We start from the raw sequence: 15582 nt of genomic DNA, 5'->3' as shown, positions 1-15582 counted from the left end.
GTGTTTTCGGGCAAATGTTATTTTTCTGCCAATTTACTTTTTGGAACATCGGACTCATATATTTTTGCCAAATTGGCAATATAATTTTTAAGATCAAACTGCTGCTCAACCCGAATTCGCCCGCTCAGCCCGTAATGCTGGCGCAGCCTTTGGTTGTGAACCAGTTTAATTACGGCATCCGCCAAATTGTCAAAATCTCCCGGCAACACCCACAAACCGGTTTGGTGATTTTCCATTATATCCGGAATTCCCGCAAAGTTGTAAGCAACAACCGGTAAGCGCATTGCCATTGCCGCCAAAACCGTCATTTCGTTGCCGGTTTGGTGGGTCGGGACCATCAGGATGTCGCTGGCTTTCATCAACTCTGGCGTATTTTCCCGGTAACCTGCCCAAATAATATCCTGCTCCAAATCCAGTTCTGTCAGCGTTTGCCTGTGCAATTCTTTTTCGTAATCTGCATTTTTGGGGTTTGCTGCTCCGACAATCAAAAACATGACTTTTTTTCGGGATTTCCTTTTGATGATTGCTGCCGCTTTCAAAAAATCCAACTGTCCGTTTGCCGGACAAATTTCACCAAAAATGCTGATAAGTAAAGTTTCGGGGTCCAGCAGCAGCGTCTCACGGATATCCAATCTGCGATAAAAATCGGGGTTAAATCTTTGTAAATCAACGCTATGTGGAAGCACTTCGACAGGGCAGGGGAGCGTGGGGCCGTTCGCTTGCAAATTTTGCCGGTGCATGTGCGAAATCGCAAAAACCCGGTTTAGCGGTGCAACTACTCGTCGCCAAATCGTATCGGTCATCCGTTCCTGAAACAAGGTTTGGTGCGTATAAAACAGTTTTCCCTGCCATTTATTTAATTTTATCGCCAGCGAAAGATGGTTCAAATCTGTCCAGGAATAGGCGTGAATTACCGCAAAATCGGTTGAATTGAGCAACCGGGCAATTTTTAGCGGTGCCCGCCACCGGGAATCGGGAAATGAAACTACGGTTAGCGGCAGCTCTCTGGCTTTCTTTTCCAGAATGGATTCTGCGCGACACAGCAGGGTTACACCACAGCCATGCTTTTCCTGCTCAAGTGATATTTTGAGCACTTGCCGTTCCAGGTCGCTCCAATCCGATGAATCGCATATGTTCAATAAGTTCATTGTTATCATATGTTTAGTTGTAAAAACAAACCGATGAATCGAACCGAATTTGAGATATTCAATAGTTGTTATCGGCAAAATCGGTATTCAATTAACATATTGAACCTAAAGCATTTCATTTTTCTTTGATTAAAGACTCGTAAAAAAATAAATTTTTGAGTAACAAAAAAATTATAGTTGCGTTTAAAATAATTCGAGGTTATAATTTCGACCGATTTCGAAATTAGTCGAAAATAATAATTGTGAAAAAAGTGGTAAATCTGTAAAAATGAAAGATGCAATGCACAACAACGGCGATAACGATAAAAAAAATTATATCAAAAAAGCTGCAAGAGAGCTTTTTTTTCGGTTCGGATTCAGCAAAACATCGATGAGTGATATTGCCAGACAATGCGATATCGCAAAACCAACGTTGTATTACTATTATAAAAGTAAAGAAGATATTTTCAATGAAATCGTGCTCGATGAAGCCATCGAATTTGTTGATCTTATTGAATCTAAAATTCCCAAAGAAATCCCGGCGGATCAACGTATTCTGAGATTTTTCGAGGCGATTTATGAAGGGAAAAAAATGTATGCCGAAAAGCTGGCGGATTGTCCGCAATACATGTGGGAGCATTCGCCGTTGGGGCATCCGATTATCGGGAAAATCAGAACGATTGTAATGGAAAAACTGAAAACGATTTTGGTGGACGGTCAAAACGAAGGTATTTTCGAATTCGAAAATGTGGATACAGTGGTTTCTGCTATCGCGCTGATGCGGGAATTTGTGAATCTCAACTGGATTGAAGTGTTTAATCCCGACGAGCGCGAAGCGATTATGCATACAGTTAACGAAATTATTATCAAAGGAATTTCAAGGAGAATATAGATGGCAAGCCGTACCTGGAGCCTGTTGATTGCGGCGATCGTTTTGATCGGCGGTGCACAGGCGGAATCATACGATCTGACCCAAATTTTGAAATTGGCAGAACAAAACAATAAACAAATACAGTTAGCCAAAGCTGATTTGAAAACAGCTTCTGCTGAAAAACTGGGCGCTTTTTCCCGCGCATTGCCGGAAATTAGCCTGAATGCCGGATACAATCGCAATTTACAGGAAAATCTGTTCTTCTTTGAAGCACCTGATCCGCTAACCGGCGAAACAGTCCGTCAGAGTTTTAAGGCGTCGTTTCGCAACGAATTTCAGATGAACGCAGTGTTGCGGCAAACCTTGTTCAGCTTTGAAGTTGGTATGGCAATTCAGGCGGCGCGATACTTCGACCGGATGACGGAATTGAGCTACGAACGCACCCGGCAAGAGGTGATGATGCAGGTGAAAACCGCATTTTACGGCGTGCTGCTGGCGAAAAATGTTCTGGAAGTTGCCAAAGATTCCGAAGTGAGCGCCCGGGAAAATTACGAAAACCTGAAAACGAAATTTGATGCCGGCGTATTATCGGAATACGATTTGTTGCAGGCTGAAGTGCGTTGGCAAATCAGCATTCCCCAAACATATCGCGCAAGCCAGGAATACGAATCTGCACTTAATGGATTGAAAGTGCTCGTTGGTGTGCCGATTAACGAGGAATTGACGCTGGATGGCGGGCTTGCTACTTATCCGGCAATGCCGGCGGAATTTTCCGTGGAAAACGCCAAAGAAAAACGGACGGATTACAACGCAATGCTGTGGGAAAAAAAGCTCCGAGAGAAAAATGTATCTGCCCAAAAAGCGGATTTTTTCCCATCGCTGGAAGGTTCGTTCACTTACACATATTCTGCAGCGTCAGATCAGTTTAAATTGGAGCAGGATAATGATAACTACATTATCGGTTTATCGCTGAACATTCCCATATTTTCCGGTGGCAATCGCGTGGCAAATGTACGACGCGCCAGTGCAGATGTGGATCGGGTAACCACCCGCATCCAATTGGCGGAGGACAATATTGAGGTGGAGCTGGAAAATCTGGCGTTGCGCCTCAAAGAGGCGATGCAGCGAATTCGTGCCAACGAAGTTGCCGTAAGCACCGCCCGGCGCACATTCGAAATTGCCCAAACCCGGGTGGATAACGGGCTTTCCACGCAGGTGGAATTGAAAGACAGCCGGGTGGCGCTGGATCAGGCACAGGTCAATTATTATTCGGCAATTTACGATTATCTGCGGGCCTATTTTGAATGGGAACTGGCAACAGGCAGCGAATCTGTTAATTAGTAAAAAAAAGTAAATCAATGAAAAACAACTATTTAATTCTTCAAAGGATGGCAATTATGAAGCGATGGATTATCCTCAGCGCTCTTGTAGTGATAGCAGTTGTGTTGAACAGTTGCTCCGGTGAAGGCGAAGCCAGCGAAGCCGGTGCATCAACTATTTCTGCGAAAACAACACCGGTAAAAGTGATGAAGCTGGCACCTGCTTCATTCGCAAATTATCTGCAGATTACCGGTACAGTGGAAGCCCGCAACCATGTAAAAATCATGGTTGAAGAAGGCGGCACGCTATTGAAAGTTCTGAAAGACAAAGGCAGCTACGCCAAAGCCGGCGAAACCCTTGCGGTGTTGGAAAATAATATCATTAAAGCTCAATATGAGCAGGCGGAAGCAGCGCTACGACAGGCGGAACTGGACCACAAAAGTAAAAACGTGCTGTATGAAAAACGGGCGATTTCGGAAAATGAATATCTGAATGCGGCATACACGATGCAATCCGCGCAGGCAGCTTACAATCTGGCGAAAGCCCGTTACGATAAGCTGTTTATCAAAGCGCCGTTGAACGGATTGGTCAACGACCGGTATTACGATTTGGGTGCATACGCAAACCCGATGTCCCCGATGTTCGAATTTATCGATAACGAAGTGATGCGGGTTCGCGCCGGTGTCGCGGAGCGGTTTATGAGCGACATCAAAGTGGGAACGCCGGTTGAAGTATCGTTCGATGCCTATCCGGAAATGAAAATCGATGCAAAAGTGACCTTTGTTTCCCGCAGCATCGAGGCAAATAACCGGACGTTTACGGTGGAAGTAACGATGCAAAATAAAGAGCGCAAACTAGCGCCGGCGATGATTGCCAATTTGCGCATTCTTCGTGAATCGCATGAAAACCAGATTGTTGTGCCGCTGGATGCATTGGTAGAATCGGAAAAAGGGTGGTATGTTTTCGTGAAAGATGGCGCGGTTGCAAAACGCGTTGCCGTTCAGCAGGAAGCAATCAACCAGAATAACGTAATGGTTAACGGACTGAAATCCGGACAACAATTGATTTACGTCGGGCATCGCGAATTGACCGACGGCGACTCGATCGAAGTGATCAACTAAATCCCCATTACTATGGCTAAGTTGAATATTGTAAAACACTTAAAGTATCAGGATTTGTTATGCTAATAACCAACACAGCGCTGAAAACCAAAAACAGCGTTTATGTGCTGCTGTTCATCATCACCATTATGGGGCTGGTTTCTTACATCAGTTTGCCGCTGGAATCCTTTCCGGATATCAAACAGCCGCTGGTGTTTGTGGCAGCACCGTATCCTGGGGTTTCTCCGGCAGATATGGAAACGCTGGTGATTCAGCCGATTGAAGAAAAACTGAAAGAAATCAATAAAATAAAAAAATTAACGTCCTCTGCCAGTGAGGGGTACGCCAGTGTTCAGGCGGAATTTGAGCCCGATATGGAAGTGGACGAAGCGCTGCGAAAGGTTCGCGAAAAAGTGGATCTGGCAAAGCCGGATTTACCGTCCGATCTGGAAGACCCGATTGTGCAGGAATTCAGCTTCGAATCGGTTCCGATCATGATTGTCAGCATCAGCGGTGAGCAATCGCTGGTCCGGTTGAAGGATATCGCGGAAGATCTGGAAGATAAATTCAAAGATATTCCCGGCGTGCTGGACGTAACCATTTCCGGCGGACTGGAACGCGAAGTGAAAATTGATGTAGACCCGACACGGTTGCAATATTACAATTTGGGTGTGGACGATGTTATCAAAGCCATCCAAAATGAAAATATGACCTTGCCGGGCGGATCAACCAAAAGCACCTCGCTAAAATGGACAGTGCGCGTTCCGGGCGAATTCAGCTCGGTGGATGAAATTCGCAACATCGTTGTGAAAGCCAAAGACGGCTCGCCGATTTATCTGTACGACATCGCCGATGTATTTTTCGGATTTAAGGAAGAAAGCAGCTTTTCGCGATTGAATACCCATCCGAGCGTTACGCTTTCCATCTCCAAACGCAGCGGCGAAAACATTATTTATATTACAGATAAAGCCAAAGAAATTCTGGAAAAAGCCAAACCGCATTTTCCCGGAAAAACCAATTACACGGTTGTGCTGGACCAATCCGAAGACATTCGCGATATGGTGCGGGATTTGGAAAACAACATCATCGCGGGATTGTTGCTGGTGGTTTTTGTGCTCTACTTTTTTATGGGCACCCGCAACGGTTTGCTGGTGGGCATCGCCATTCCGCTATCGATGCTGATTTCGTTTGTGGTGATCAGCCTGATGGGTTACACCCTGAATATGATGGTGCTGTTCAGCCTCATTTTGGCGCTGGGGATGTTGGTGGATAACGCCATTGTGATCATCGAAAATATATATCGACACCACGATGAGGGCAAAACCCTGATGCGCGCCGCAAAAGACGGCACCGCAGAAGTGGGAATGGCAGTGGTCGTTTCCACCGCAACAACGCTGATGGCATTTTTGCCGCTACTGTTTTGGCCGGGAATTATCGGCGAATTTATGAGCCTGATTCCCATTACCTTAATTATTACGCTGGCGTGTTCGCTGTTTGTCGGGCTGATTTTTAACCCGGTTCTCGCCTCATCTTATATAAAAATAGATGAAAAAATGAACCGTCTGCCCGGTGACCGGTTATTGCGGATGCTGATTACCGAATACGAAAAAACATTGCGCTGGGCGCTGCAATATCGCAAAACAACAGTGAGTTTGGCTGTCATCGGTTATTTTGCGATGATTGCTATTTTCATCATGTTCAACAGCGGGACGGAATATTTCCCGGCATCAGAACCGCGCCAGGTGCTGGTAGATGTGGAAGCGCCGTTGGGAACGCGGCTGGAAACCACCGACGAAATCGTCAAGATCATCGAAAAACGCATTGCCGACACTCCGGATTTGGAAACATACGTTGCCGATGTCGGGCAGGTGAGCGATGTGGTTAGCTTTGGCGGCGGCGGAACCACTTCGCATAAAGCCAGAGTAACCATAGACTTAAAGGATAAATGGGAACGCAGCCAAAGTTCATATTTAACATTGGATCAGGTTGCCCAGAAAGTAAAGGGAATTCCCGGCGCATCCATCGATGTTATTCAGCCGGAAGATGGCCCGCCAACCGGAAAACCGGTTGAAGTGCAAATAAAGGGCGACGATTTCAACGAACTGGCAAAAATTTCTGCTCAAATGATTCGCGAAATTCAGGACGTGCCCAACATTACCCAATTGAAAGACGATTACGAAAAAGGTAAGCCGGAGCTCCAGATTCGTATCGATCGGGAAAAAGCGGCGCTGGCCGGGCTGAACACCGCCAAAATCGCCAGCACCATCCGTACGGCGGTCAACGGAACGGAAGCCTCCGATTATCGCATTGGCACGGATGAATACGACATCACGGTTCGCTTCGGTGAGAATTTCCGCAATAATTACAACGATCTTCTCAATCTGACCATTTTTGAGGAAGGTGTTCACTATCCACTGGCCAATTTTGCGACCATCGAACTGGCATCCGGATTGAGCAGCATCAACCACGTTGGTGGCGACCGGGTGGTAACGATTACCGCAGAAGCACTCGGCGGTAAAGATCAGGAAGTACTGCAGGAAGTAAAAGAGCGCCTTTCCAAATTTGAAATGCCGGAAGGCTACACGGTTACTTTTGCGGGGCAAAACGAAGAGCAAATGAAGGATATGATATTTCTTGTGAAAGCGTTGGGCGTTGCGCTGCTGCTGATTTTTCTATTGCTGGTGGCGGAATTCAACTCCATAACGCTGCCGTTTGTAATCATGATGTCTGTGGTGCTCTCGCTGTTTGGCGTGTTCGCCGGACTGCTGATCACCGGTCGTCCGTTTGGCATCATTATGACCGGCATCGGTGTGATTTCACTGGCGGGTGTGGTAGTAAACAACGCCATCGTGCTCATCGATTATGTGCAAAAACTACGGGAACGCGGTTTCTCCAAACTGGAAGCCATTATCGAAGGCGGCAAAACCCGTTTGCGTCCGGTTATTTTAACTGCAATTACAACCATTCTCGGGCTGGTGCCGTTGACGATGGGTATCAATATTGATTTTATTGGATTGATGACCGGAAATATCGATAAATTCATCCAGTTTGGTGCGGAAAGCTCGCAATGGTGGAGCGGAATGGGTATCGCAGTGATTTTCGGATTGATGTTTGCCACAGCCCTTACGCTGGTGATTGTGCCTGTGCTCTACTTTATTTTCAGCGATATGCTGGTTAGTGCAGAAGAAGATGAAACAGAACCTGCTGCAGTAGCGGATGAAAAAGACCTGAATTTGGGTGGCGCAACTTCCTGAAAAATATAAAATTAGAAAAATTAATTCTGTAAGACAAAAGGTGGCGGTTCCTGTAATCGCTGCCTTTTTTTTTATTCGGTGCCGGGCGCAACGTTACCGGCATCGGGATACAGTGCTTCGCGGATTGCCGCGCCCAATTTTTCAACCGTGTACGGTTTGAAAACGTAGTGCTGAACGCCGGATATTTGCATATTTGTAACACTTTTGGCATCTGAACTGCCAGTGAGCATAATAATTTTAATCTCCGGGCTGAGTTGTTGAATTTTCCGGAATACCGTTAATCCGCTTTCGCTGTTGCTCAGCACCAAATCCAGTAGCACCAAATCCACAGTGTTGTCGGCAATTTGTTGCAGGGCACTGTCGCCATTTTTGGCAATTAACGGACGATAGTGCAGTTGCTTGATAATCAACTGCGCCATTTGCCGCTGTTCGGGCAAATCGTCCACAATCAAAATGGTTTCGCCGTTACCACGGTAAAATTCGAACGGCTCGGTGATCCAGTTTTCGGTGGTTTCCGGCTGCTCTCCGGTTGCCGGAAAAAACAGTGAAAACGTTGATCCTTTATTTGGCGAGCTTTCAACTTTGACGAACCCGTGATGATCCTGCATAGTGCCCCAAACCACGCTCATTCCCAAACCCGTGCCACTTTTGCCGAGGTTTTTGGTTGAGTAAAACGGTTCAAAAATATGCGGCAAATCTTTTGCGGAAATTCCCACGCCTTCATCGCGGATGCGCAATACCGCATAAGTGCCTTCGGGAATATTCAGGTGTTTTGCGGCGGACGCATCCGCATGCAAATTGTGGGTGGTAATGCGAATTGCGCCGCCATTTTCCTGTGCTTCTGCGGCATTACGGATCAAATTCATCAGTGTTTTTTTGAGATGAATTTCCGATCCGAGAATGTTTACCAGCTTCTTCTCCTGTAAAAAAAAGCAGTCAATATCAGGGCGTTCTTTTTTTAATACCTGATGCTCCGGCGAGCCGATATAATCGGTTACCACGTCGTTGAGGTTCAGCGGTTTCAGCGTCATCACGCTCCGGCGCGCCAAAGTGAGCAAATCCTGAATGATCGCCGATGCCCGCAATCCGGCTTCTTTTATCCGGGAAAGTGCTGTCCGGGTGTCCGCGTCTTTTCCCACCCGCAGTCGAACAATTTCGGGATAAATAACCATCGCGGAGAGAATATTGTTCAAATCGTGTGCGACAGTGCTGGCTAAAACGCCCAGCGCCTCCAGCTTTTGCGAACGGGTTAGTTTTTCCTGCAGAATCCGTTTTTCTTCCAGCGTTTTTTGTTTTTCGTGCAGCTCGTTGATGTAGCGTTGGTTGGACAGCTTGAGCGCCTCCCGTTGTTTTTCTACCATTTTTATCGCACGCGAATAGCGTCCCGCTAACAAAAATGATTGCAGTAAAATGAAGAAAAACAGCCCGACAGCAACTGATTCACCGTTGTGTAAAACATTGTTAACATTCAATATATCGTTGATAACCGAAATAAAAATGATGCTGTAACCGAACAACATTGCCAGCGCACTTTCGCGCTGGTGAAGCGTGCTGCGAACGAGAACCAGAAAACCATACAGCAACGCAAAAAACATAAATATTTGATAAAGCGGGCTGGTAAACGAAAAATAATACACCGGAAAAAAGAGCACAATGATGACGCAAATGCCAACAAAAATATCGCAAAATATCATGAAATAGCGATGAAATTCCTCCCGAAACAGTGATCGCAAAAATCGCGCAAACACAGGTACAGCAAAATAAAGCGAGAGATATTCCAGCCGCACCACATTGCTCCACGATAGATTTGGCAACAGTTGGACAATATAAATTTCCTCGGTGGAAAGCAGGCGAATGGAAATGAGAAAACAGAATATCCCGAAAAACATGAGCGAACGGGCTTCCCGCCGCAGCGCAAATAACCCGCAATGATACAGTGCCATAATAAAAATACTACCGAGCAGAAAAAAATCCCAAAAATACTGCTTCACCTGCATCGCAGCCAGTTGATCGGTTGTTCCTATTTGCAGAACTTCCCAAATGCCGCCGCGCCGGTGGTGAAAATTGGAAACGTGAAATACCAAATCCAATTGTGTTTCGCCGGATGGCATTGCCACAGTTTGCGGCTGATAGCGCGGAACGCTGGTTTCCGGCGATGTGCCGGCTTCCCCGATGGCGAGCAGCTTTTTGCCATTTACAAATAACCGATAGGCGTTGGAAATATCGTAACATTTGAGGGATAAATTCGGTGGATTGGGTGGCAATAAAATGCGCAGCCGATAGGTCGCAAAGCCGCGTCCTTCAACAAAATCCGTAAGACTTCTCCGGGAGTTCCAATCGTCGGGAACGGATACATATTCCGGTTCAGTCGTCACGCTGTCGATTTTGTCGGGGGGCACAAACTGTTGCCAGTAAAAGGCATATTCGCCGTTGAGATTCAGCGCAGGATTTTCGGCGAAATTCCAGTGTCGCAGATCAAGTATGCCATTTGCTGCTTCCGGTGAATCGTCATTCGGTAGCATTCTCGAGCAGCATAAAAGCAGTATTCCCCCCAAAAAGATGGAAAGAATTGGCAACATTTGCCGCAAAAATGTCTGGTTTTGATTCACCGGTTGACCGTGATGGTTATTGATTTTATCTGTACCCGATCAAAAGCTGGGAGAAAAGATTCAGAAGAGCAAGTTGAGTTTGTCATCGGATGTCGTTTTCGAAGACCAATTATATCAATAACATTGCTGTAAATCAATAGCTATGAATAGAAATGCCACGATAAAATTTGAAAACTGCGACTCGTTTCGTAGGATAGTTGTTACAAAAAAATGCCCCGCCAAAAATGGCGGAGCAATGTGGCTGATATTAGGGATGGGATGAAGTTTCGGTTATCAATTAACAACGCGGACATTTTGCGGCGGCGAAGGTGGTAAATTGCCGTTTCCGCTCCCGGAGCCGCTGTGCGTCCAGTCTGTCCAACCGACATTTTTACCGGGGTTGGTGGGGGACTGTGTCGGAAAATTTTCATTATAATAATAATTTACGATATATGGTTCCCAGTTATCATCGCCGGTTGCAGGAAAATCAGCTTGTTCGTGCAGCCATTTGACAGCGCGCAACAACGCCTGATTTTCCCAGTTCCATACATCGTAACCGGCGCGATGCAGGATAACCGCCATTGCCATAGCGCCCTGCAAACCTTCCCACACATAGTTTTCTTTGGGCGGCGGCCACGAAAATCCGCCCCCGCGACGCTGGTCATCCGGCAACACGCCGTCGATGGAATGCCCGTTTTTGGTTGCACCGGCAGGGTTGATGCCCACCGGATTGGACGGATTTGCCTGCCATGCAAGATCGCCATATGAAAATTCTGCATAGCTTGTGCGATCGCCGAGCCAGCCTTTCATCACCTGTGCTGCGCGATCCATTTCTGCAGTATCGCCGAGATAGGCAGCAATGGCGGCACGGGTTGCGCCGCAGTGGGTGCCCCAATTATTCGGGCGATCCTCATGAGTAGAAATCAGGGTTTTGCCATCGAGCGTTTCGGTCAACATATCGCGGATATACGCCCGGAATGTCTGGTTATCTGCAGATGGTAGCCCGACCAGATCAGCAGCGAGCACATATGCAATCAGTTCGCGACCGAGCGCCAATGTGCGCCCGCCCTGCTCCGTGCCGATGGCAGCCATGCAGGCAGTAATTACATCGTTGCGATAGCTGGCTTCGCCGGTTCGGGCGTAAACCAACGCTTTTGCCAGCACCCGAACATTCACATCGTCGTCCTGATTGGAAATATTCGGCGATCCGGTGGATTTGTCAGCTTCGTTTTTCAGATTGTTCCACGCTGCGCCGCTGGTGGGCAATTCCTGTAATTCCGCAGCGCTGATCCAAATGCCATAGCTGGTTTGTGCCATCGCCGAAGCCAGCCAAAACAGCGATATCAGCGATGCAAATCCGCAATATTTGATAATCAGTTTCATTCTTTCCTCTCTGTTTTTCCCAACTTGCCTTTCTGAAAACTGTTCGCGAATGCGATTGTTCCAGACATGTCCGTCAGTTGCAAATGGTTTGCCAAAACTGTATCTGTTGAAATTAGCGGGATTTGCGTTAAATATCAGCGGGAAATCGTGGGGATTTGTGAAGTTTCTTTACAACAAAACTGCCGTTGGCGAACGGTTACAACCAGTGTAGCCAGATCATCGTAATGGCGGTAATCCCGACGAGCAGGTTAACGATGATGCCGCTTTTGATAAAATCCGAGAATCGATAACCGCCAGCGGAAAGCACCATCAAATTGGTTTGATAACCGATTGGCGTCATAAAACTGGCGGATGCGGCGATTGCCACTGCCAGCGCAAATGCTGCCGGAGGTGCGCCCAATTGTTGCGCGGCAGCCAGCCCAACGCCGGTCATCAGCGCGGCTGCGGCATTATTTGTGATCAATTCAGTTAACAAACTGGTAACCAGATACACCGCTATCAGCACGCCAACCGTACCCAAAATAGCTGTCTGGCTGGTCACCAAAAGCGCAAATGCGCTGGCCAATCCGGTAACTTCGATGGCTTTGCCGAGACCGATTGCCGCAGCAATAACTGTTAAAACGGGAATGTCCACTGCCGTGCGGAGATCGTCGGTGCGCAGGCATCCGGAAATGAGCATCGCCAGTGCGCCGATAAACGCGGTCGTCACAATATCCGCAATGCCAAATGCTGCGATCAACACGACACCCAGCAAAATTGCCAAAGCATGCGGGGCTTTGCCCACCAACGGTTTGTGTTTTTTTTCGCGCCGTGCGGCGACCAGATAAAATTCTGCGCGATTCTGGTTCCAGCGTTTGTCGAAACCGTCGCGGGCTTCCACCAACAGCAAATCGCCAGCCTGAATCGGCACCCGGCTGATCGAGCCTTCAATCGGCGAATCCTGGCGATAAATGCCCAACACAACGCCGTGAAAGCGTTCCCGGAATCCGGCATCCCGCAGGCTTTTGCCGACCAGGCTCGATGTTGTCGACACAACCGCCTCAAATAGTGGTAGCGTGATGTGCTCTGGCGATTCGATGCGGGTTTCCAGCCGTTCCAGCCCCGGCCGTTCCAGCAGTCGGTCCAAAACCACCGCACTGCCGAGAAATGTGAGAACGTCGAATGCGTGTAAAATTGTATCGGGAGATGATGGAATAATATCGTCGTTGCGCTGCAAGTGAACGAGGTAGGCATCTTTCAGCGCGCGCAAACCGGCTTCTTCGATCGACTGGCCAACCAACACCGATCCCAGCGCAATCCGGAATTCGAAGCTGCAGTTCCGCAGCCCTTCTTCAAAGCGAACCACGGTTTTCCGGCGATCCGGCAATATTCGATGCCCGATCAACGAAAAATAGATAATCGCCAGTAACGCGGCGGGCACGCCAACCCATGCAAAATCGAACAAATGTAACGCTTCGTAACCGGAAGATTCCATTAATCCGGCAACGAGCAAATTGGTGGACGTGCCGATGAGCGTGGTCATGCCGCCAACAATGGCGCCAAAAGAAAGGGGGATCATTAATTTGGATGCGGGATTGCCGGTTTTTTCGCACCAGCTCCGAACGGAAGGAATAAGCATCGCAACGATGGGTGTGTTATTCAGGAATGCCGAAAATGTGGCAGTGGTAAACATCAGCCGGAATGTGGTTATTTGCAGGTTTCCCGATGGCGAAAACAGCAATCGTTCGGCAAATTGCAGCGCGCCGGTTTTTTGAACCCCGGCAGCAACGACAAACAACGCGCCGACCGCCAGCACCGCTTTATTGGAAAATCCACCAAACGCTTGTTCCGGTGTCAAAATGCCAAACACCAACAGTATCGCCAGCGCGCCCAAAATTACCAAATCTGTCCGGGCGATATCCCGGATCAGCGCGACCAGCATCAACAAAATAACCCCGACAGTAACCCAGGCTTCCCAACCCGCTTCCATTGCTCAAATCCTTGTTTTTATTACAGATGCCTGCAAAAAAGAAATGCGGGAAAGCATCGCACTCTCCCGCATTGTTTGTGGTCGAAATTAGCCGTTGTTTTCTTTCATCGCATCGATCAACAATTGCGCAACTTCCGGACGGGTGAATTCCTTCGGGGGAATTTGGCCGTTGGTGAGCATTTCGCGCACTTTGGTGCCGCTCAAAAACACATGCGATTCTTTGCCATGCGGACAGGTTTTGGCGGATGCCATGTTGCCGCAATCCCGGCAGAAAAAGGAGTGTTCAAAAAACAGCGGGGTGATGTCCAGCTCTTCCGCTGTAAAATCGTGGAAGATGGTTTGGGCATCGTAAGTGCCGTAATAGTTGCCGACACCCGCATGGTCGCGACCGATGATGATGTGCGTGCAGCCATAATTTTTACGAACCAGCGCGTGAAAAATCGCTTCGCGCGGGCCGGCGTAGCGCATCGCCGCGGGAAAAACGGAGAGGAAATAGCGGTTTTCGGGATAATATTTGTCGAGCAAAATTTCGTAGCTGCGCATGCGAACTTCTGCGGAAATGTCGTCGGATTTGGTGCGACCGACCAACGGGTGGATCAGCAACCCGTCCACAATTTCCATTGCGCATTTTTGCAGATATTCGTGCGCCCGGTGAATCGGGTTACGGGTCTGGAATGCCACAACCGTTTCCCAGCCTTTGTCTGCAAAGGCTTTGCGGGTTTGTGCGGGGTCCAGCCGGTAATCCTGAAAATCTTCATGCGCGGGGCGATTGATCATGGCTATTTCGCCGCCGACCAGATACTCGCCCTGATCGTACACATACGCAACGCCGGGATGCGCGCCGTCATCGGTACGATAGACATTTTCAGCTTCAACTTTTTTATCGTAAGTATAAATTTCTTCAACAGTTAAAACAGCCAGCAAGGCATCGTTTTCGCCGAAAAGCGCGGCGTGGGATTTGCCTTTCAATTCTGCTGCTTTGGCTGCATCCACCGCTAAAGTGATGGGAATGCTCCACACCAAACCGCTGTTCAAACGCATATTTTTGACAACGCTGTGATAATCTTTGCTGGTCATAAATCCGGTGAGCGGGCTCATTGCGCCGCTGGCGATCATTTCCAGATCGGACACGTTTTTGTCATCCAGCTGAATTTTGGGCATCGATGCCGCTTTGGTGAGCAAGGTTTCCCGGTCGCCGCCGGTTACATATCGATTTACTAACGTTCCACCATGGGGTTGAATCACAATTTTCTCCTTTAAAAATGACGAATTCCTGTTCAAAAATTACTTCAAATAACCATTTGATTTTAAATAACTTATCACTTCTTCTGCGCTTTCATCAACGGATTTGCTGGAGGTGTTGACCACCAGTTCTGCTTTTTCCGGCGCTTCGTACGGAGCGGAAATGCCGGTAAATTCCGGAATTACGCCGGCGCGGGCTTTTTTATACAAACCTTTGGGATCGCGTTCTTCGCAAACCGCCAAATCGCAATCAACAAACACTTCGATAAAATCGCCATCAGCCATAATTTCGCGAACGTTGTCGCGATCATCGCGATAGGGGGAAATAAACGCGGTAAGCACCACCATTCCCGCATCAATAAACAATTTGGCAACTTCACCGATCCGGCGAATATTTTCGGTGCGGTCTTCCGGTGAAAAGCCCAGATTTTTGTTCAATCCGAAACGGATGTTGTCGCCATCCAGCACGTAAGTGCGGATGCCTTTTTCAAATAATTTTTCTTCGACGGCGTTTGCCAAAGTGGATTTTCCGCTGCCGGAAAGCCCGGTAAACCAGATGCACGCGCCGCGGTGATCGTTCACGCGTTCCCGGTCGCTGCGTTTAATTTGCCCTTCGTGCCAGTAAATATTGCTTGATTTTTGGGTCATTTGTCTTCCTAACCTTTCGCTGAAATTAAGTTTATTAGTCATTCCCTTTTGTGGTCGAAAAGATATTCGCTGAACATACA

Annotated in this window: 10 protein-coding genes; 4 read left to right on the top strand and 6 right to left on the bottom strand. The window is 47.8% G+C overall.

What is annotated here, in order from left to right; all coding sequences use genetic code 11:
* Window positions 1-17: 17 nt before the first annotated feature.
* Window positions 18-1148, bottom strand: a complete 1131-nt coding sequence (locus H6629_02460; GenBank protein MCB9066660.1) for a glycosyltransferase family 4 protein — start codon at window positions 1146-1148, stop codon at window positions 18-20.
* 268 nt (window positions 1149-1416) lie between these two features.
* Here H6629_02460 and H6629_02455 point away from each other — a divergent pair, with 268 nt between their 5' ends.
* The 4 genes from H6629_02455 to H6629_02440 are packed head-to-tail and all read left to right on the top strand — an operon-like array spanning window position 1417 to window position 7672.
* Complete coding sequence (locus H6629_02455) at window positions 1417-2019, top strand: TetR/AcrR family transcriptional regulator (GenBank protein ID MCB9066659.1); 603 nt, start codon at window positions 1417-1419, stop codon at window positions 2017-2019.
* On the top strand, window positions 2020-3339 hold the full coding sequence (locus H6629_02450) for a TolC family protein (protein MCB9066658.1): 1320 nt from the start codon (window positions 2020-2022) through the stop codon (window positions 3337-3339).
* A gap of 56 nt (window positions 3340-3395) precedes the next feature.
* On the top strand, window positions 3396-4439 hold the full coding sequence (locus tag H6629_02445) for an efflux RND transporter periplasmic adaptor subunit (protein ID MCB9066657.1): 1044 nt from the start codon (window positions 3396-3398) through the stop codon (window positions 4437-4439).
* Between the two features lie 59 nt (window positions 4440-4498).
* On the top strand, window positions 4499-7672 hold the full coding sequence (locus H6629_02440) for an efflux RND transporter permease subunit (GenBank protein MCB9066656.1): 3174 nt from the start codon (window positions 4499-4501) through the stop codon (window positions 7670-7672).
* 71 nt (window positions 7673-7743) lie between these two features.
* On the opposite strand, the gene H6629_02435 is transcribed toward H6629_02440, so the two are convergent.
* The 5 genes from H6629_02435 to cysC form a co-directional block, all read right to left on the bottom strand.
* Window positions 7744-10194, bottom strand: coding sequence for a response regulator (locus H6629_02435; protein ID MCB9066655.1), 2451 nt, complete (start codon window positions 10192-10194; stop codon window positions 7744-7746).
* 360 nt (window positions 10195-10554) lie between these two features.
* Window positions 10555-11643: an alginate lyase family protein gene (locus H6629_02430; protein ID MCB9066654.1), complete on the bottom strand. Its 1089-nt coding sequence runs from the start codon at window positions 11641-11643 to the stop codon at window positions 10555-10557.
* A 196-nt stretch (window positions 11644-11839) separates the two neighbouring features.
* The gene (locus tag H6629_02425) at window positions 11840-13612 is read right to left on the bottom strand and encodes an SLC13 family permease (protein ID MCB9066653.1); all 1773 of its coding nucleotides are present in this window, start codon (window positions 13610-13612) and stop codon (window positions 11840-11842) included.
* Window positions 13613-13699: 87 nt separating this feature from the next.
* Entirely contained in the window at window positions 13700-14860 is a 1161-nt protein-coding gene (gene sat, locus H6629_02420) for a sulfate adenylyltransferase (GenBank protein MCB9066652.1), read from the bottom strand.
* A gap of 36 nt (window positions 14861-14896) precedes the next feature.
* Window positions 14897-15502, bottom strand: a complete 606-nt coding sequence (cysC, locus tag H6629_02415; protein MCB9066651.1) for an adenylyl-sulfate kinase — start codon at window positions 15500-15502, stop codon at window positions 14897-14899.
* Between the last annotated feature and the right edge of the window lie 80 nt (window positions 15503-15582).

It is taken from the genome of Calditrichia bacterium (assembly GCA_020634975.1).
In the GTDB taxonomy this organism is placed as follows: domain Bacteria; phylum Calditrichota; class Calditrichia; order RBG-13-44-9; family J075; genus JACKAQ01.
Note: the sequence above shows the minus strand (reverse complement) of the source record. Positions and strands in the feature narration are given on the sequence as shown.

Bases quoted from the DNA above. Each gene is read 5' to 3' on its own strand.
- H6629_02425 (MCB9066653.1), bottom strand. From the start codon at position 13,612: ATGGAAGCGGGTTGGGAAGCCTGGGTTACTGTCGGGGTTATTTTGTTG.
- H6629_02460 (MCB9066660.1), bottom strand. From the start codon at position 1,148: ATGAACTTATTGAACATATGCGATTCATCGGATTGGAGCGACCTGGAA.
- cysC (MCB9066651.1), bottom strand. From the start codon at position 15,502: ATGACCCAAAAATCAAGCAATATTTACTGGCACGAAGGGCAAATTAAA.
- H6629_02430 (MCB9066654.1), bottom strand. From the start codon at position 11,643: ATGAAACTGATTATCAAATATTGCGGATTTGCATCGCTGATATCGCTG.
- H6629_02445 (MCB9066657.1), top strand. From the start codon at position 3,396: ATGAAGCGATGGATTATCCTCAGCGCTCTTGTAGTGATAGCAGTTGTG.
- H6629_02450 (MCB9066658.1), top strand. From the start codon at position 2,020: ATGGCAAGCCGTACCTGGAGCCTGTTGATTGCGGCGATCGTTTTGATC.
- H6629_02440 (MCB9066656.1), top strand. From the start codon at position 4,499: ATGCTAATAACCAACACAGCGCTGAAAACCAAAAACAGCGTTTATGTG.
- H6629_02455 (MCB9066659.1), top strand. From the start codon at position 1,417: ATGAAAGATGCAATGCACAACAACGGCGATAACGATAAAAAAAATTAT.
- H6629_02435 (MCB9066655.1), bottom strand. From the start codon at position 10,194: ATGCTACCGAATGACGATTCACCGGAAGCAGCAAATGGCATACTTGAT.